This is a genomic window from Streptomyces sp. HUAS MG91 (assembly GCF_040529335.1).
In the GTDB taxonomy this organism is placed as follows: Bacteria; Actinomycetota; Actinomycetes; order Streptomycetales; family Streptomycetaceae; genus Streptomyces; species Streptomyces tabacisoli.
Genome location: NZ_CP159534.1, coordinates 3036093 through 3056712, shown reverse-complemented (window position 1 = coordinate 3056712; position 20620 = coordinate 3036093). Strand labels below are relative to the sequence as shown.

Here is a 20620-nt window from a genome sequence, read left to right as displayed (position 1 = left end):
GATCCGGCCGCCTCACACGGGGGCGGTGTGCGGCTTCTTCCGTCTTTCCGGCATTCCTCCTTCCCTCTTCCCTTACTTCCGAAGAAACGACGGCGGCGACATCGCCCTTTTGTGGCGTTTCGCGTGGCTGAGCCCGAGGTGACGCTGTAAATGGACGCATCGATGAACCCCCTCAAGGACCAGTCCCTGGCGGACGAGCCGATAGCCATCGTCGGCATGTCCTGCCGGCTCCCCGGGGCAGCCGACCCCGGCGCCTACTGGCGGCTGCTCAGCGAGGGCCGCGAGGCGGTCACCGAGGCGCCGGAGAGCCGGTGGCCCGCCGGCACGGCCACCGGTCACCGGCGAGCGGGCTTCATCGACGACGTCGACGCGTTCGACGCGGCGTTCTTCGACATCGCGCCGTACGAGGCGGCCGCCATGGACCCGCAGCAGCGGCTCGTCCTCGAACTCGCCTGGCAGGCCCTGGAGGACGCCCGGATCGTCCCGTCCCGGCTGCGCGACAGCGACACCGGCGTCTTCGTCGGCGCCATCAACGGCGACTACGCCACCCTGCACGACCGCCAGGGCGAACAGGCCGCCACCGCCTACACCCTGACGGGCACACAGCGCGGCATCATCGCCAACCGCGTCTCCTACGCGCTCGGCCTGCGCGGGCCCAGCCTGACCGTCGACTCCGGCCAGTCGTCCTCGCTCGTCGCCGTCCAGACGGCCTGCGAGAGCCTGCGCCGGGGCGAGACCGCCGTCGCGCTCGCCGCCGGCGTCAACCTCAACCTGCTGCCCGCGACCACCGACACCATCGGCCGGTTCGGCGCGCTCTCCCCCGACGGCCGCTGCTACACCTTCGACGACCGGGCCAACGGCTACGTCCGCGGCGAGGGCGGCGCCGTCGTCGTCCTCAAACCGCTCTCCGCCGCACTCGCGGACGGCGACCGCGTCCACAGCGTCATCCTCGGCGGCGCCGTCAACAACGACGGCGGCGGCGACGGTCTGACCGTGCCGACCGCCCGCGCGCAGGAGGAAGTGATCCGCGCCGCGTGCGAGCGCGCCGGACTGCGCCCTGAAGCCGTCCAGTACGTCGAACTGCACGGCCCCGGCACCCCCGTCGGCGACCCCGTCGAGGCCGCCGCGCTGGGCGCCGCGCTCGGCGCCGGCCGCAGCGACGGCACCCGGCTCGTCGTCGGCTCGGCGAAGACGAACATCGGCCACCTCGAAGGCGCCGCCGGCATCGCCGGACTCCTCAAGGTCGTCCTCAGCATCAGCCACCGCAGGGTCGCCCCCAGCCTCAACTTCCGTACCCCGCACCCGGACATCCCCCTCGACGCACTCGGCCTGCGGGTGGCCGTCGAGACCCAGGACTGGCCCCGCGCCCAGGACCGGCTGGTGGCCGGTGTCAGCTCCTTCGGCATGGGCGGCACCAACTGCCACCTCGTCCTCGCCGAAGCCCCGGCCACCGCCCCGGCCACCGCCCCCGCCGACGCCCCGCCGGCGGACGCCACCGCCCCCTGGGTGCTGTCCGCCCGCTCGGCACCGGCCCTGCGCGGCCAGGCCGAGGCCCTCGTCCGCCACCTGGCCGGCCACCCCGGCATCGCCTCCGCCGACATCGCGCGGTCCCTCGCCGAGACCCGCGAGGAGTTCGACCGGCGGGCCGTCGTCCTCGGCGACGACCCCGACACCCAGCGCGCCGCGCTGCGCGCCCTCGCCGAGGGCCGTGTCGAAGCGGGCCTCGTCGAAGGCGTCGCCGTACCCGGGCACACCGCCCTCGTCTTCCCCGGCCAGGGCTCGGAGTGGCCGGAGATGGCCGCCGCCCTGCTCGACGCGTCGCCGGTCTTCGCCGCCCGGATCACCGAGTGCGCCGAGGCCCTCGCCCCGTACGTCGACTACGACCCGCTCGACGTGGTGCGGCGCCGCCCCGGCGCCCCCGGCCTCGACCGACTCGACGTCGTCCAGCCCGTCCTGTGGGCCGTGATGGTCGCCCTCGCCGAGCAGTGGCGCTCCCAGGGTCTGGAGCCGCACGCGGTCATCGGCCACTCGCAGGGCGAGATCGCCGCCGCCACCGTCGCCGGCGCCCTGTCCCTCGCCGACGCCGCCCGCGTGGTCGCGCTGCGGGCGCGGGCCATCGTCCGGCTGGGCGGCCGCGGCGGCGGCATGATGTCCGTCGCCGCGCCCCTCGACGAGATCACCGGGATCCTCGCCGCGCACGCCCCGGACGTGTCGGTCGCCGTCGTCAACGGCCCGTCCTCGGTGGTCGTCTCCGGCCCCGTCGCGTCGCTCACCGCCGCCGCCACCGCCTGCACCGAAGCCGGACACCGCACCAAGATCCTGCCGATCGACTACGCGTCGCACTCGGCCGCCGTCGAGGAGCTGCGCGAGGAGGTCCTGCGCGAGCTCGCCCCCGTCCGCCCCGTCTCCACCGGCACCGTCTTCGTCTCGACCGTCACCGGCGAGCCGATGGACACCGCGGGCCTCGACGCCGACTACTGGTTCCGCAACCTGCGCCAGACCGTGCTCTTCGACCGGGCCACCCGCACCGCCCTGGACCTGGGCTGCCGCACCTTCGTCGAGTGCAGCCCGCACCCGGTGCTCGGCGCCGGCATCGAGGAGTCCGCCGAGGCGGCCGGAGCGACGGCCGCCGCCGTCGGCACGCTGCGCCGCGGCGACGGCGGCGCCGACCGGCTGCGCACCGCGCTCGCCGAGGCGTACGTCCACGGCGCGGCCGTCGGCCGGGCCGCCTTCGGCCAGGTCGCCGGGGCGCTCCCCACGGACCTGCCGACGTACGCCTTCCAGCGCGAGCGGTACTGGCTCGCCGGGCAGTCGGAGCCGTCCGCCGGTGCCGTGGAGGCCACGCCGGTGGCCGTCAGGACCGCCCGGGAACTGCTCCGCCTGATCGCCGACACCACCGCCGTCATCCTCGGGGAGCCCGACAGCCAGGGGATCGACGCCGCCCTCACCTTCAAGGAACTCGGCCTCGACTCGCTCGGCACCGTCGAGCTGCGCGGCCGGCTCTCCGCCGCGACCGGCCTCCCGCTGGGCACCACCCTCGTCTTCGACCACCCGACGCCGCAGCGGCTCGCCGACCACCTGCACGAGCGGCTGCGGACCGCCGCACCGCCGGTGCCCGCCGTCACCGCCCGCCCGGCCGCCGGACCCGCGTCCGACGACGACGCCGTCGCGATCGTCGCCATGGGCTGCCGTTACCCCGGCGGTGTCGCCTCGCCCGAGGAGCTGTGGCGCCTCGTCATGGACGGCACCGACGCGACCAGCGGGTTCCCCACGAATCGTGGCTGGGATCTGGACGCGCTGTTCGGCGCGGAGAGTTCGGGGACGACGTATGTGCGGCGGGGCGGGTTCCTGCACGACGCGGACGAGTTCGATGCGGGGTTCTTCGGGATCAGTCCGCGTGAGGCGTTGGCGATGGATCCGCAGCAGCGGCTGCTGCTGGAGACGAGTTGGGAGACGGTGGAGCGGGCCGGGATCGATCCGGCCGCGCTGCGGGGTTCGGACACCGGTGTCTTCGTCGGCGTGATGGCGAGCGACTACGGTCCGCGCCTCGACCAGCCCGTCGGCGGCACCGACGGACACCTGCTCACCGGCTTCCAGACCAGCGTCGCGTCCGGCCGCATCGCCTACACCCTCGGCTTCAACGGGCCCGCGTTGTCCGTGGACACCGCGTGCTCGTCGTCGTTGGTCGCGCTGCACCTCGCGGTCCAGGCGCTGCGCCGCGGCGAGTGCTCACTCGCCCTGGCCGGCGGTGTGACCCTGATGTCCCGCCCCGGCACCATCGTCGAGTTCAGCCGGCAGAACGGCCTCGCCCCCGACGGCCGGTGCAAGCCCTTCTCCGCCACCGCCGACGGCACGGCGTTCGCCGAAGGCGCGGGCATGCTGCTCCTGGAGCGGCTGTCGGACGCGCGCCGCCACGGCCACCGCGTGCTGGCCGTGGTCCGGGGCAGCGCCGTCAACCAGGACGGTGCGAGCAACGGGTTGACCGCGCCGAACGGTCCGGCCCAGGAGCGGGTCATCCGGCAGGCGCTGGCGAGTGCCGGGCTGACGCCGGACGCGGTCGACGCGGTCGAGGCGCACGGCACGGGCACCGCGCTGGGCGATCCGATCGAGGCCGAGGCGCTGCTCGCCACCTACGGCACGGGCCACACCCCCGAACAGCCGCTGCTGTTGGGCTCGTTGAAGTCGAACATCGGTCACACGCAGGCCGCCGCCGGTGTCGCCGGTGTCATCAAGATGGTCGTCGCCATGCGCCAGGGCATGCTGCCCGCGACCCTGCACATGGAAGGCCTCTCCCCGCACGTCGACTGGTCCGCGGGCACCGTCTGCCCCGTCGCCGAGACCCAGCAGTGGCCGCGGGTGGACCGGCCGCGGCGGGCCGCCGTGTCGTCCTTCGGGATCAGCGGCACCAACGCCCACGTCATCCTCGAACAACTCCCGGACACCGAACCGGAGACACCCGCAGAGCCGGACACCGGCCGACTGCTCCCCTGGGTACTGAGCGCGCACAACGAGACCTCCCTGCGCGCCCAGGCCGCCCGTCTGCACGCGTACACCGACGCCGACGCCACCCTCCGCCCCGCCGACGTCGCGTACTCGCTGGCCCGGACCCGCTCGCTGTTCCAGCACCGCGCGGTCGTCACCGGCCGCGGCCGGGACGACCTGCTCAGCGGACTCGCGGCGCTCCGCGACGGTGCCGCCACCGCCCCCGTGATCACCGGCCGGGCCCGCTCCGTCGCCCAGACCGCCTTCCTGTTCACCGGGCAGGGCGGCCAGCGCACCGGCATGGGACAGGAGCTGTACGCGGCGTTCCCCGTCTTCGCCGAGGCGTTCGACGAGGTGTGCGCCGCCCTCGACGCCCACCTGGAACGGCCGCTGCGCGAGATCATGTGGGCCGATCCGGACAGCGCCGACGCGGCCCTCCTGGACGAGACCTCCTACACCCAGCCCGCGCTCTTCGCCTACCAGGTCGCCGCCTTCGCCCTGCTGCGCTCCCTGGGCGTCCACCCGGACGAGATCGCCGGGCACTCCGTCGGCGAGATCGCCGCCGCCCACGTGGCCGGCGTCTGGTCGCTGGCCGACGCGGCCCGCATGGTCACCGCCCGCGGCCGGCTGATGCAGGCCCTGGAGGCCCGCGGCGCCATGGTCGCGATCGCCGCGTCCCTCGACGAGGTGCTGCCCACCGTCGCCGGCCAGGAGGACCTGATCGGCGTGGCGGCGGTCAACGGACCGGAGAGCGTCGTCGTCTCCGGCGACGAGGACACCTGCCTCGCCGTCGCCGCCCACTGGCAGGCCCTCGGCAGACGCACCAAGCGGCTCACCGTCAGCCACGCCTTCCACTCGCCGCTCATGGAACCGATGCTCGCCGAGTTCGCCGACGAACTCGCCGCGCTCACCTTCCACGAGCCGCGCGTCCCCCACGCCACGGGCCTGACCGGCACCGACGTCACCGCCGGCTGGGCGGAGCCCGCCTACTGGCTGGAGCAGATCCGCAGACCGGTGATGTTCCACGCGGCCGTGCGCGCGCTGCGCGAGCGCCAGGTGTCGGTGTTCGTGGAGGTCGGCCCGCGCGCTGTGCTGTCCGCGATGGCCCGGCAGAGCCTCGACGGCGAGGCCGTCACCGTGACCGCCCTGCACAGCCGCGACCGCGCGGAGAACGAGGCGCTGCTCGGCTGCCTCGCCGAGGCGTTCACGGCCGGCGTCCCCGTCGACTGGGCCGCGTGGACCGGCGACGCGGCCGTCGTCCCCCTGCCGACGTACGCCTTCGACCGGCGGCGCAGCTGGCTCGCCGACGGCCAGGAGGCCGACGTCTCCTCCGCCGGGCTGCGCCCGACGGCCCACCCGATGCTGCGCGCGGTCCTCGACGTCGCCGGCGACGACGGCGCCGTCGCGACCGGACGGCTGTCGGCGAACGACCTGCCCTGGCTGGCCGACCACCGGATGGGCGGCCGGCTGATCGTGCCCGGCACCGCGCTGCTCGACCTGGTCCTCGGCGTGGCCGACCAGATCGGCTGCGACCACGTCGACGAGCTGACCTTCGAGTCGCCGGTCGTCCTGCCCGACGAGGGCGACCTGCGGATCCAGGTCGTCGTCACCGGGGCCGAACCGGCCCGTACCGTCCGGGTGTTCTCCCGTACGGACGCCACCGCCGACTGGGTCCGCCACGCCTCCGGCGCCGTCGGCGTCGCCTCGCGGGCACCCGCCGCGGGCGCGGACTGGGCGACCGCCTGGCCGCCCGCCGGAGCGAGCGCGGTCCCCTTCGACACGGCCTACGACGCACTGGCCGACACCGGCTACGAGTACGGCCCCTCCTTCCGCGCCGTGCGGGCGGTCTGGCGCCGCGACGACACGCTCTTCGCGGAGATCGCGCTCGCCGACGGCACCACCGTCGACGGCTACGGACTGCATCCGGTACTGCTCGACGCGGCCCTCCACCCCTATGTCGCGGGCTCCGGTTCCGGCGAGCTGCGGCTGCCGTTCACCTTCCAGAACGTGTCCCTGACCGCGACCGGCGCCACCTCACTGCGCGTCCGGCTGACCCCGGACGGCCCCGACGGCCTGACCCTCGACGCGGCGGACGGCGCCGGACAGCCCGTCCTCTCGGTGGGCCGGCTCGACGTGCGCGCGGTGCCCGCGGCCTTCCTCGCGCAGACGCCGGACACGGCCACCCACCTCTACCGGGTCGGCTGGGAGAAGCTCCCGGCCACCGAGGGGAACAACGCCACGGCGGTGACGGTCGGCACGCCCGTCACCGGACTCACCGGCCACGCCGATCTCACGGCACTGGCGACGGCCGAGCACACCGCGGGCCACCCCGGTCACGTGGTCGCGACCGTTCCGGCGGGCGGCGACGTACGGACCACCACGGCCCACGCCCTCACCCTGGTGCGGGACTGGCTGGCCGAGGACGCCTTCGAGGGCGTGCGGTTGGTGGTGGTGACGCGGAACGCGGTGGTGACGGGTCCGGCCGAGGCGGTCGATCCGGCGCAGGCCGCGGTGTGGGGTCTGGTGCGCTCGGCGCAGGCGGAGAACCCGGATCGCCTCGTCCTGGTGGACCTTGATGTCGAGGCGGGGGACGCGGCCGGGGCGCTGACCGCGGCCGTGGCCTCCGGTGAGCCGCAGATCGCTGTCCGCGCTGGGGAGTTGAGGGTTCCACGCCTGGCGCGTGCCGCTCGGGACGGTGTGCTTGTCGCGCCGGAGGGCGAGGCTGCTTGGCGGTTGGAGGCGGGTGGTGACGGCACGCTGGACGGGCTGACGCTCGCCGCCCGGCCGGAGGCCCTGCGCCCGCTCGGCGAGGGCGAGGTGCGTGTGGGCATCCGTGCCGCGGGCCTCAACTTCCGCGATGTCGTCGTCGCCCTCGGCATGGTCGAGAGCCTCGCCGGCCTCGGCTGGGAAGCCGCCGGAGTAATCCTGGAGGTCGGCCCCGGCGTCGACTCGCTCGCCGTCGGCGACCGGGTCATGGGCCTGGTGACCGGCGCCTACGCGCCCGTGGCGATCGCCGACCGGCGCACCCTGGTGCGGATACCGGAGGAGTGGTCGTTCACCGAGGCCGCCTCGGTGCCGCTGGTCTTCCTCACGGCGTACTACGGGCTTGTGGAGCTGGCGGGTCTGCGGTCGGGGGAGTCGGTGCTGATCCACGCCGCGACCGGCGGTGTCGGCATGGCGGCGGTCCAACTCGCCCGGCACTTGGGCGCGAAGGTCTTCGGTACCGCGAGCCGTGGGAAGTGGGAGGTGCTGCGGGGGCAGGGTCTGGACGAGGCGCACATCGCGTCCTCCCGTGACCTGGAGTTCGAGCAGCGCGTTCTGGACGCCACCGGTGGGCGGGGCGTGGATGTGGTCCTGGACTCGCTCGCGGGTGAGTTCGTGGATGCCTCGCTGCGGGCCCTGGGTGACCGGGGCCGGTTCATCGAGATGGGCAAGACCGACATCCGTGACGCGGACGAGGTCGCCGCCGCCCATCCCGGCGTCGCCTACCAGGCCTTCGACCTGCCGGACGCCGGTCCCGACCTGATCGGCGAGATGCTCGCCGAGATCATGCGGCTGTTCTCCGAGGACGCGCTGACCCTGCTCCCCGTCACGACGTGGGACGTGCGGCGGGCGCCGGAGGCGTTCCGGTACGTCAGCCAGGCCCGGCACACCGGCAAGGTGGTCCTGACGGTTCCGCGTGAGGTGGACCCCGAGGGCACGGCGCTGGTGACCGGCGCGACCGGCACCCTCGGCCGCCTCGTCGCGCGCCGCCTGATCACCGAGCACGGCGTACGCAATCTGGTGCTCGCCGGCCGCCGGGGCTCCCAGGCACCCGGCATGACCGAACTCACCGCCGAACTGGAGGAGTTGGGTGCGCGCGTCACCGTAGAGGCCTGTGATGTGGCCGACCGCGCGTCGGTGGCCGGGCTGCTGGAGCGGATCCCGGCCGCGCACCCCCTGACCGTCGTCGTCCATGCCGCCGGTGTCCTCGACGACGGTGTCATCGGGCAGTTGACGACCGAGCGGCTTGAGCGGGTCCTCGCGCCCAAGACCGGGGGCGCGCTCGTCCTGGACGAGTTGACCGCTCGTACCGACCTGGCGCGGTTCGTGTTGTTCTCCTCGATCGCCGGTGTCATCGGCAACGCGGGGCAGGCCAACTACGCCGCCGCCAATGCCGCTCTCGATGCCCTGGCCGGGCAGCGGCAGGCCAAGGGGCTTCCCGCGGTTTCCATCGCCTGGGGGCTGTGGGCCCCCGAGTCCGCCATGACCGCGGGACTCTCCGTGGCCGACCGGGCCCGTCTCGCCGGCGCCGCCGGCACCGTGGCGCTGGAGGCGGAGGAGGGCCTGGCGCTCTTCGACGCCGCGCTGCGCGGTGCCGAGCCCGCCGTCGTGGCCTCCCACTGGGACCTCGCCGCGCTGCGGGCCCGAGGTGCCCAGGGCGCGGGTCTCGCCGCCCCGCTGCGCGGGCTCGTCCGCGCCCAGCGCCGGGTGGCGACCGCGGCCGCCGCGAACGGCGCCGGGCAGGACGGCCTGGCCGCCCGCCTGGCGACCCTCACCGGGGAAGCCGCCCGGCAGGCCGTCGTGGACACCGTGCGCGATCAGGTCGCGGCCGTGCTCGGGTACGGCCCGGAGACCGATGTCGACGTCGAACTGCCCTTCAACGACCTCGGCTTCGACTCGCTGACCTCCGTCGAACTCCGTAACCGCGTGGCCGGCGTCACCGAGCTGCGGCTACCGACGACCGTCGTCTTCGACTTCCCGACACCACTGCAACTCGCCGGACATCTCTACGAGAAGCTGGCCGGCGCGCAGGACACCGCCGAGGCTCCGGCGGCCCCGCAGGCCCCCGTGGTTCCGGCGTCCGACGACGACGCCATCGCGATCGTCGCCATGGGCTGCCGTTACCCCGGTGGCGTCGCCTCGCCGGAAGACCTGTTCCGCCTCGTCATGGACGGCACCGACGCGACCAGCGGGTTCCCCACGAATCGTGGCTGGGATCTGGACGCGCTGTTCAGCGCGGAGAGTTCGGGGACGACGTATGTGCGGCGGGGCGGGTTCCTGCACGATGCCGATGAGTTCGATGCGGGGTTCTTCGGGATCAGTCCGCGTGAGGCGTTGGCGATGGATCCGCAGCAGCGGCTGCTGCTGGAGACGAGTTGGGAGACGGTGGAGCGGGCCGGGATCGATCCGGCCGCGCTGCGGGGTTCGGACACCGGTGTCTTCGTCGGCGTGATGGCCAGCGACTACGGTCCGCGGCTCGACCAGCCGGTCGGCGGCACGGACGGGCATCTCCTGACTGGCACGCAGACGAGTGTGGCCTCGGGGCGCATCGCCTACACGTTCGGCTTCAACGGGCCCGCGCTGTCGGTGGACACCGCGTGCTCGTCGTCGTTGGTCGCGCTGCACCTCGCGGTCCAGGCGCTGCGCCGCGGCGAGTGCTCGCTCGCTCTCGCCGGTGGTGTGACGCTGATGTCCCGTCCCGGTGCCTTCGTCGAGTTCAGCCGGCAGAACGGTCTCGCCGCCGACGGCCGGTGCAAGCCCTTCTCCGCCACCGCCGACGGCACCGGCTGGGGTGAGGGCGCGGGCATGCTGCTCCTGGAGCGGCTGTCCGACGCGCGCCGCAACGGCCACCGCGTGCTGGCCGTGGTGCGGGGCAGTGCCGTCAACCAGGACGGTGCGAGCAATGGGCTGACCGCGCCGAACGGTCCGGCCCAGGAGCGGGTCATCCGGCAGGCGCTGGCGAGTGCCGGGCTGACGCCGGACGCGGTCGACGCGGTCGAGGCGCACGGCACGGGCACCGCGCTCGGGGATCCGATCGAGGCCGAGGCGCTGCTCGCCACGTACGGCACAGGCCACTCACCCGAACAGCCGCTGCTGTTGGGCTCGTTGAAGTCGAACATCGGTCACACGCAGGCCGCCGCCGGTGTCGCGGGCGTCATCAAGATGGTCGTCGCCATGCGCCAGGGGATGCTGCCCGCGACCCTGCACATGGAGGGCCTCTCGCCGCACGTCGACTGGTCCGGCGGGACAGTGACCCCGCTGGGCGAGGCGCGGCAGTGGCCGCGCGTGGACCGGCCGCGGCGGGCCGCCGTGTCGTCCTTCGGGATCAGCGGCACCAACGCCCACGTCATCCTCGAACAACTCCCCGACACCGAGGCGGAGACACCCGCCGAGCCCGTCGACAGGACGCTGCCCGCCGTCGCCTGGCCCGTCTCGGGCCGGGGTGCCGCCGCGCTCACCGCCCAGGCCGCACGGCTCGCCGCCGCGCTCCCCGGCACCGACCCGGCCGACGCCGCCGTCTCCCTGGCGGGCCGGACCGTCTTCGACCACCGCGCGGTCGTCGTCGGCTCCACCGCCGACGAACTGCTGGCCGGCCTGACGGCGATCGCCGAGGGTACGGAGGTCCCGCACGTGGTCCGGGGCACCGGCGGCCGCGCCCGCAACCGCCCGGTGTTCGTCTTCCCCGGCCAGGGCGCGCAGTGGGCCGGCATGGGAGCCGAACTCCTCGACTCCGCACCGGTCTTCGCGGCGGCGATCGCCGACTGCGAGGCCGCGCTCGCCCCGCACGTCGACTGGTCCCTGACCGAGGTCCTGCGCGCCGCGCCCGAGGAGAACCGGCTCGACCGGGTCGACGTCGTCCAGCCGGTGTCGTTCGCCATGATGGTGGCCCTCGCCCGGCTCTGGGAGTCCGCGGGCGTCACGCCGACCGCCGTGATCGGCCACTCGCAGGGCGAGATCGCCGCCGCGCACGTCGCGGGCGTCCTCGGCCTCGAGGACGCGGCCGCCGTCGTCGCCCTCAGAGCCCGCGCGCTGACCGCGCTGTCCGGGCTCGGCGGGATGGTCTCCGTACCGCTGGCGGAGGAGTCCGTCCGCCCGCTGCTCGCCGCGTGGGACGGACAGCTGGAGATCGCCGCGGTCAACGGCCCCTCGCTGGTCATCGTCAGCGGCGACGCCGAGGCCCTCGACGGCTTCCTCGCCGCCTGCGAGCGGGACGAGGTCGGAGCCCGCCGGATCCCGGTGGACTACGCCTCCCACTCGCACCACGTCGAGCGCATCGAGGACGAACTCGCCGCCCTCCTCGCCGGGATCACCCCGCGCCAAGGCCGTGTCCCGCTGTTCTCCACGGTCACCGGAGAGCCCGCCCTCGTCACGGCCACCGACGCCGGCTACTGGTACCGCAACCTGCGCCACCAGGTGCGCTTCGAGACCGCCGTGCGCACCGCGCTGGCCGCGGGACACGACGCGTTCATCGAGGTCAGCCCGCACGCCGTGGCCACCTTCGGGGTCGCGCAGACGGTGCAGGACGCCGCCGCCGACGTGGCGGTGCTCACCACGCTCCGGCGCGGCGACGGCGGCTGGACCCGCGTCCTGACCAGCTTCGCGGAGGCGTACGCGGCCGGTGTCACGGTCGACTGGAACGCGGTGCACGCCACGGCCGGCGGCCGCCGGATCCCGCTGCCGACCTACGCCTTCCAGCACCAGCGCTACTGGCTGGAGCAGCCCGCCGCGGCGGCCGCCGACGTCACGGGCGCCGGACTCGACGGCACCGGGCACACGCTGCTCGGCGCCGCCGTCCCGGTCGCGGGCGGCGACCGCTGGCTCTTCACCGGCCGCCTGTCCACGAAGACCCACCCGTGGCTCGCCGACCACGCCGTCGGCGGAACGATCCTGCTGCCCGGCACCGCCTTCGCCGAGATGGCGGTGCGCGCCGCGGACCAGGTCGGCTGCGCCGACGTCGCCGAACTGACCCTCCAGGAGCCGCTGGTCCTGCCCGCGGGCGAGGCGGTCCGCCTCCAGCTGTGGGTCGACGAGCCCGACGAGCGCGGCCACCGCCCGCTCACCGTCTCCTCCTGCCCGGACCAGGCCGACGGCCTCGGCCAGGAGTGGACCCGGCACGCCGTCGGCGCCCTCGCCGACGCACCCGCGCAGCCGGCCGGGTCCGGCACGGACCTGACCGTGTGGCCGCCGGCCGGCGCCGACCCGGTGCCCGTGGCGGACCTGTACGAGCGGCTGGCCGGGGCCGGTTACGGCTACGGCCCGGTCTTCCGGGGCCTGACCGCCGTGTGGCAGCGCGGCGACGACCTGTTCGCCGAGGCGGCGCTGCCCGAACCGGCGCACGCCCAGGCCGAGCAGTTCGGCCTGCACCCGGCGCTGCTGGACGCCGCCCTGCACGCACTGCTCGCCGGTGACTGGTTCACCCGGCCCGACGGCGGACACGGCGTCAAGCTGCCGTTCGCCTGGACCGGTGTGCGGCTGCACGCCTCCGGCGCCTCCCGGCTGCGACTGCGGCTGCGGCGCACCGGAGAGGAGGAGGTGGCCCTGCTCGCCGCCGACACCACGGGCGCGCCCGTGGCCACGGTGGACGGGCTCGCGCTGCGCGATCTGACCGGCACCCCGGGGCGGACGGCCGTACCGCAACGCCATCTGTACGCGGTCGAGTGGAAGCGGGCGCAGGAGCACAACCCGGCCCGTGCGGAAGGTCGTTGGGCGGTCGGCGCGGGTCTCGACCCGCTGCCGTCCGCGCTCGCCGCACTCGGCGCGACGGTGTCCGCGTACCCGCCCGCCGACCCCGCCGGCGAGGCCCCCGATGTCGCGGTGGTCGCCGTGGCCCGGGGCGGCTCGGTGAACGCGACGGCCGCCGAGACGCTGGCCGCGGTGCGGGACTGGCTGGCCGAGGACGCCTTCGAGGGCGCGCGGTTGGTGGTGGTGACGCGGAACGCGGTGGTGACGGGTCCGGCCGAGGCGGTCGATCCGGCGCAGGCCGCGGTGTGGGGCCTGGTGCGCTCGGCGCAGTCGGAGAACCCCGGCCGGTTCGTTCTTGTGGACCTCGATGCCGAGGTGGGCGAGTCGGCCGAGGCGCTGATCGCGGCCGTGGCCTCCGGTGAGCCGCAGATCGCTGTCCGCGCTGGGGAGTTGAGGGTTCCGCGCCTGGCGCGTGCGGCGCGGGACGGTGTGCTCGTGGCGCCGGAGGGCGAGGCTGCTTGGCGGTTGGAGGCGGGTGGTGACGGCACGCTGGACGGGCTGACGCTGGCCGCCCGGCCGGAGGTGTCGCGGCCGCTCGGCGAGGGCGAGGTCCGTGTGGGTATCCGCGCGGCGGGCCTCAACTTCCGCGATGTCGTCGTCGCCCTCGGCCTGGTGCCCGGTCTGACCGGACTGGGCGGCGAGGCCGCAGGCGTGGTCCTCGAAGTCGGCCCCGGCGTCACCTCACTCGCTGTCGGCGACCGGGTCATGGGCATGATCCCCGACGCCTACGGACCCGTGGCGATCGCCGACCGGCGCACCCTGGTGCGGATGCCGGACGGCTGGTCCTTCGCGCAGGCGGCGGCCGTCCCGGCGGTGTTCCTCACGGCGTACTACGGGCTTGTGGAGCTGGCGGGTCTGCGGTCGGGGGAGTCGGTGCTGATCCACGCCGCGACCGGCGGTGTGGGTATGGCGGCGGTCCAACTCGCCCGGCACTTGGGTGCGGAGGTCTTCGGTACTGCCAGCCGTGGGAAGTGGGAGGTGCTGCGGGGGCAGGGTCTGGACGAGGCGCACATCGCGTCTTCCCGTGACCTGGAGTTCGAGCGGCAGGTGTTGGACGCCACTGGCGGTCGTGGTGTGGATGTGGTCCTGGACTCGCTCGCGGGTGAGTTCGTGGATGCCTCGCTGCGGGCTCTGGGTGACCGGGGTCGGTTCATCGAGATGGGCAAGACCGACATCCGTGACGCGGGCGAGGTCGCCGCCGCCCATCCCGGCGTCGCCTACCAGGCCTTCGACCTGCCCAGCCTCGACGCGGCACACATCGAGACCATGCTGGCCGAGGTCATGCGCCTCTTCGAGGCGGGCGTCCTCGCGCCGCTGCCGGTGACGACGTGGGACGTGCGGCGGGCGCCGGAGGCGTTCCGGTACGTCAGCCAGGCCCGGCACACCGGCAAGGTGGTCCTGACGGTTCCGCGTGAGGTGGACCCCGAGGGCACGGCGCTGGTGACCGGCGCGACCGGCACCCTCGGCCGTCTCGTCGCGCGCCGCCTGATCGCCGAGCACGGCGTACGCAATCTGGTGCTCGCCGGCCGCCGGGGCTCCCAGGCGCCTGGCATGGCCGAACTCACTGCCGAACTGGCGGAGTTGGGCGCGCGCGTCACCGTAGAGGCCTGTGATGTGGCCGACCGGGGATCGGTGGCCGGGCTGCTGGAGCGGATTCCGGCCGCGCACCCCCTGACCGTCGTCGTCCATGCCGCCGGTGTCCTCGACGACGGTGTCATCGGCCAGTTGACGACCGAACGCCTCGACCGGGTCCTCGCACCCAAGACCGGGGGCGCGCTCGTCCTGGACGAGCTGACCGCCCGTACGGATCTGGCGCGGTTCGTGTTGTTCTCCTCGATCGCCGGTGTCATCGGCAACGCGGGGCAGGCCAACTACGCCGCCGCCAACGCCGCCCTCGATGCCCTGGCCGGGCAGCGGCAGGCCAAGGGGCTTCCCGCGGTCTCCCTGGCCTGGGGACTGTGGGCCGAGGCCAGCGGGATGACCGGCCACCTCGGCGCGACCGAGCTGCGCCGCATCGCCCGCGACGGCAACGCGCCGCTCACGGTCGACGAAGGGATGGAACTCTTCGACGCGGCCATGGACACCGCCCTGGCCGCCGTCGTCCCGGCCAAGCTCGAACCGGCGAGGTTCCGCAGGCCCGTACCGCCGCTCCTGAGCGGTCTGGTGCGCGGTCCGGAGCGGCGCGCGGCCCGCTCCGCGCCGACCACCGGGACGGTCACCCTGAAGTCCCGGCTGGACGGACTGCCCGAGTCCGAGGCGCGGCGCGTCGTCCTCGACGTGGTGCGCGCCCAGGCGGCCCTCGTCGTCGCCGAGTCCTCCGGCGACGCGATCGACCCCGAACTGTCCTTCCGCGACCTGGGATTCGACTCGCTGACCGCGGTGGAACTCCGCAACCGCCTGGCCGGCGCCACCGGCCTGCGGCTGCCGACCACGGTCGTCTTCGACTTCCCGACCCCCGCCCGGCTCGCCGCCCACGTGCACGAACAGCTCGCCCCCAGCGCCCCGGCCGCCCAGGCGCCCGACCCCGTGCTCGCGGAGATCGAGCGGGCGCTGCGCGGCGCCGCCGGGACCGGCGGGCCCACGGAAGGCCTCGCCGATCTGCTCCGCCGCACGCTGACGGAGCTCGGCGGCGGCACGACCGCGCCCGCCGAGCCCACCGCGGCCGAACCGGACGAGCAGGAGCTGTTCGCCTCCGACGAAGAGATCTTCGCGTTCATCGACGAGCAGCCCGCGTGAACGCCGCCCACCCGAGTGAGAAGAGTCCGAAACTGATGGCAACCGAAGACAAGTTGCGCGATTACCTCAAGCGGGCGACGACCGACCTCGCACGGACGCGGCGACGCGTCACCGAGCTGGAGGAACGCGCCACCGAACCCCTCGCGATCGTGGGCATGGCGTGCCGCTACCCGGACGCCGACGGCGTCGACGCCTACTGGGACCTGATCAGCAACGGCCGCGACGCCGTCACCGACGTACCGCCCGAGCGGTTCCGCATCGAACCGTACGAGGAGGAGTACGGGGTCTACACCCGGCGTGGCGCCTTCCTGAAGGACATCGCGGGCTGGGACGCCGAACTGTTCGGGATGTCCCCCCAGGAGTCCGTGCGCATGGACCCCCAGCACCGGCTGCTCATGGAGCTGGTGTGGGAGGCCATGGAGAACGCCGGCACGCCGCCCGAGCGGCTGGCCGGCACCCGTACCGGCGTCATGATCGGCCTGTTCGACACCTTCCAGTACGGCAGGCTCCAGACCGAACGCCAGGGGCCGGTCGCGTACACCGATCCCTATCTGGTGCAGGGCAGTTCGCCGAGCGTGGCGTCCGGGCGCATCGCCTACCACTTCGACCTGCGCGGGCCGACGCTCACCGTCGACACCGCCTGCTCGTCGTCGCTGGTGTCGGTGCACCTCGCCGCGCAGAGCCTGCGGCGCGACGAGTGCGAGCTGGCGATCGCCGGCGGGGTGTCCCTGGCGATGATCCAGCCCGACACCTCCTTCGTGTACGCCTGCGCCTCGTCGATGCTCTCGCCCGACGGCGAGTGCCGGACCTTCGACGCGGGCGCCAGCGGCTACGTCATGGGCGAGGGCGGCGGCGTCGTCGTCCTGGAGCGGCTGTCCTCCGCCCTGCGCAACGGGCACCGCATCCACGCCGTCCTGCGAGGCTCCGCCGTCAACCAGGACGGCCACAGCAACGGCCTCACCGCGCCGAACCGGGCCGCCCAGGCCGCCGTCATCAAGGAGGCGCTGGCCGCGGCCGCCGTCGAACCCGGCGAGGTCTCCTACGTCGAGGCGCACGGCTCGGCCACCCGGCTCGGCGACGCCATCGAACTGGGCGCCCTGCACGACGTGTTCAAGGACCGTCCCGCCGACCGCCCGCTGGCCGTCGGCGCCGTGAAGACCAACATCGGCCACACGCTCTCCGCGGCGGGCGTGGCCGGACTGATCAAGACCGTGCTCGTCCTCAAGCACGGCGTCGTACCGCCCAACCTGCACCAGACCGCCCCGGCCGAGGCCGTGCCGGAGGACGGCACCGTCCGGCCCGCCGTACGCTCGCACCCGCTCGTCGAGGACGGGCGGCGACGGGTCGCCGGCGTCAGCTCGTTCGGCTGGTCGGGCACGAACGCGCACCTCGTCCTGGAAGCCGCCCCGGAACCGGCCGCTCCGGCCGCCGAGTCCGCCGAGCCCCTTCCGCCGCGCGCCGAGGTGTTCACCGTCTCCGCCGCGGGACCGGACGCCCTGCGCGCCCGCCTCGGCGAGCTCGCCGAACGGATCGGCACACCCGACGGCACGCGCCTCGCCGACCTGGCGTACACGCTCCGCGAGGGCCGCTCGGCGCAGGAGTTCCGGCGGGCCGTGGTCGCGACCGGACACCAGGAGGCCGCCGCCCTCCTCGCGGGCGCGGCCGCCGAACCCGGCGAGCCCGGCGTGCGCCGCGGCCGGGGCCGGCCGCGCGTGGCGTTCCTGCTGCCCGGGACGGGCGACCAGTACGCCGGTCTGGGCCGCGGCCTCTACCGGGACGAGCCCGTCTTCGCCGCCGCCGTCGACCGCTGCATCGCCGTCGCCGACGGCTGCGGCGTCGACCTGCGCCCCGCCTTCTTCCCCGAGGAGGCCGCCCCCTCCGGCGCCCCCGACCTGGCCGCGCTGCTCGGCCGCGCGTCCGCCGCCCCCGAGGAGGCGGACGACCCGCTGCACCACGCCGAGGTGGCGCACCCCTTCCTCTTCAGCGTCGAGTACGCGCTCGCGGTTCTGCTCCGCCACTGGGGCATCACTCCCGACGTCCTCATCGGCTACAGCCTCGGTGAGTACGTCGCCGCCTGCCTGGCCGGGGTGTTCACCCCCGAGGACGCGCTGCGCATCGTCATCGAACGGGCCCGGCTCATCGAGGCGGCCGAACCCGGCCGGATGCTCGCCGTCTCCGTCGGCGAGCAGGAGACCCGCGCGGCCCTCGCCCAGTGCGGCGCCACGGTCGACGTCGCGGCGCTCAACGGCCCCCACATGACCGTGCTCAGCGGCCGCCCGGACGAGATCGAACGCGTCCAGCGGCATCTGACGGAGCGTTCCGTGGCCTGCCGGCCGCTGCGTTCCGCGCACGCCTTCCACTCCACGCTCCTGGAACCGGCCCGCGCCCGGCTGGCCGCCCTCATCGCCGACGTGCCCCGCGCGGAACCCACCGGCACCATCGTCTCCAACCTCACCGGCACCCGGCTGACAGCGGCCCAGGCCACCGACCCGGAGTACTGGGCCGAACACCTGGTCCGCCCGGTCCGCTTCGCCGACGGCATCGCCCACTGCGCGACGCTGGGCGTCGACGTCTACGTCGAACTGGGCGCCGGACAGACCCTCGGCGGACTCGTCCGGCAGAACGGCCCCGGCCAGGCGCACGCCGTCTTCGGCACACTGCCCGCGCCGTGGCCCGCCCAGAACCGCAAGGACGCGCGCGGCGCGCTCCTGGAGACCTGCGCCCGCGTCTGGGAAACCGGCGTGGACGTGTCCTGGCCCGCACTGCGCACCGCCGGAGCCGCCCTCACCGACCTGCCCGGCTACCCGTTCCAGCGCACCCGCTTCTGGCCCGAACCGGCCACAGGCCCCGTCACCGCACCCGGCACGGGCCCCGCCGACGACGGCCGGGCCGACCCCACGGACGCCTGCTACGCGCCGACCTGGCAGCGCGACGTCGCCCACGACGTCCTCGCGCCCGCCCTCGACGGCCCGCTCGTCGTCCTCGGCGACGGCGGCGGCACCGGCGCCGCGCTCGCCGACCTAGCCGCCGCCGCGGGCACGCCCGTCCTCGAAGTGGTCGCGGGCACCGGCCCGCGCCGCGACGGCCGGCGCCTCGTCATCGACCCGGCGGACCCGGCGCACCACAAGGAGGTCCTCACCGCGGCCGCCGCGCTCGGCTCCGGGCCCCTGCACCTCGCCCACCTGTGGAGCCTGGACTCACGGGCCACCACCGGCCCCGAGGCGCAGGCCGAGGAGACGGCGCTGCGCACGGCCGTCACCCGGGGCTTCGACACCCTTCTCCTCGCCTTCCAGGCCCTCGCCGACACCGCGGGCGGCCGGGAGACCCGCCTGCTCACGGTCACCGCCGGAGCCGTCGAGGTGACCGGCGGGGACGTCACCGCCCCCGAACGGTCCCTCGTGCACGGCCTCGGCCGCATCCTGCGCAGCGAACATCCGGCCCTGCGCTGGCGCGGCCTCGACCTGGAGACCGGCCCGGACCTCCCGGAGGCGGCGGTGGCCCTCGGCCACGAACTGCGCCGCGGCCCGTGGACGGACCCGGAGACGGACACCGGCGCCGACGCCCTGGCCGCCGTCCGCCGCGGCCGCCGCTGGCTGCGCGGCTGGGGCAGGATCGACCTGCCCGCCGCCCCGCCCGCCGTGTGGCGGCCGGACGGCACCTACCTGATCACCGGCGGCACCCGCGGCCTGGGCCTGACCCTGGCCCGCCACCTGGTGGACTCCGGCGTCCGCCGGCTCGCCCTGGTCGGCCGCACCCCCCTGGACCGGGCCGCGCCGGACGACGGCACCCCCGCCGCCCGCACCCTGCGCGAGGTCGCCGCGCTGGAGGCCGCCGGCGCCGAGGTCCTGCTGCTCACCGCCGACGCCGGGGTGCCCGAGCAGTTGCGCGGCGCGCTGCGCCGGTGCCGCGAGCACTTCGGCGCCCTGCACGGCGTGGTGCACGCGGCGGGCGTCCCCGCCGGAGGGCTCGCCGTGCGCGGCACCCCGGAGCGGACGGCGGCCGTGCTCGCGCCGAAGGTCCTGGCGATGGCCCCGCTCGCGGAGCTGACCGGCCCCGCGGCCCCCGAGGACGAACGCCTCGAACTGCTCGTCCTGTACTCGTCCGCGGTCACCGTGCTCGGCGGCCTGGGCGAGGGCGACTACTGCGCCGCGAACACCGTCCTGGACGCGTACGCCGCCCGACTCGCCGACGCCGCCCCCGGCACCCGGGTCCTCTCGGTGGCCTGGAGCCCCTGGCAGCACGACGCCTGGGGCGCCGAGGCCGAGGACGGCCTCGCGGAACGCGTGCGCGCCTACCGCGGCACGTACGGCTTCACCGACGAGGGCGGATGCCGCCTCCTCGACCGGCTGATCGCCGGGGCGCGGGGGCCGGTCCTGGCGCTGCGCCAGCCGCTGGACGCGGCCCGCCGCGCCTGGGAGTCGCTGTCCGACCTGGACGCGCCCGCCGGGACGGCCCGCGAGGCGGTCGGCACCACCCGCTTCCCGCGCCCGCACCTGCGCAGCGCGTACGTGGCCCCGGCCGCGGGCCTGGAGAGCACGGTCGCCGACGTGTGGAGCGCGTACCTGGGCCTCGAACAGGTCGGCGTGCACGACCCGTTCTTCGAGCTCGGCGGCAACTCCCTGATCGGCCTGTCGATGGTGGCCGCCCTGGAGAAGCGGCTGAGCCGGCCGGTCGCCCCGGCCCTGCTCTTCGAGCACCCGACCGTCGCGGCCATGACCGCCGCCCTGGCCGGCGCTTCGGCGGACGCGACGGCCGCGCGGGACACCGGTTCCGGCGACCGCATGGAGCGCAGGCGACAGGCGCTGGGCGCCCGCCGCGCGGCGGCCCGCGCCTGACAGCGGCCGAGCCCGCGACAGACACAGCGACAGACACGGCAACGGACACAACAACCGCAGTA

General features: G+C 75.0%; 2 protein-coding genes. Both read left to right on the top strand.

Annotated features, from left to right (window positions below; genetic code table 11):
• The first annotated feature begins 150 nt into the window (after positions 1-150).
• Positions 151-15723: a type I polyketide synthase gene (locus tag ABII15_RS13960; RefSeq protein ID WP_353942643.1), complete on the top strand. Its 15573-nt coding sequence runs from the start codon at positions 151-153 to the stop codon at positions 15721-15723.
• A gap of 35 nt (positions 15724-15758) precedes the next feature.
• Positions 15759-20558 carry an SDR family NAD(P)-dependent oxidoreductase gene (locus ABII15_RS13955; RefSeq protein ID WP_353942642.1) on the top strand — a complete coding sequence of 1600 codons (4800 nt, stop codon included), beginning with the start codon at positions 15759-15761 and terminating at the stop codon, positions 20556-20558.
• The last annotated feature ends 62 nt before the right edge of the window (positions 20559-20620 follow it).

Bases quoted from the DNA above. Each gene is read 5' to 3' on its own strand.
- ABII15_RS13960 (WP_353942643.1), top strand. From the start codon at position 151: ATGGACGCATCGATGAACCCCCTCAAGGACCAGTCCCTGGCGGACGAG.
- ABII15_RS13955 (WP_353942642.1), top strand. From the start codon at position 15,759: ATGGCAACCGAAGACAAGTTGCGCGATTACCTCAAGCGGGCGACGACC.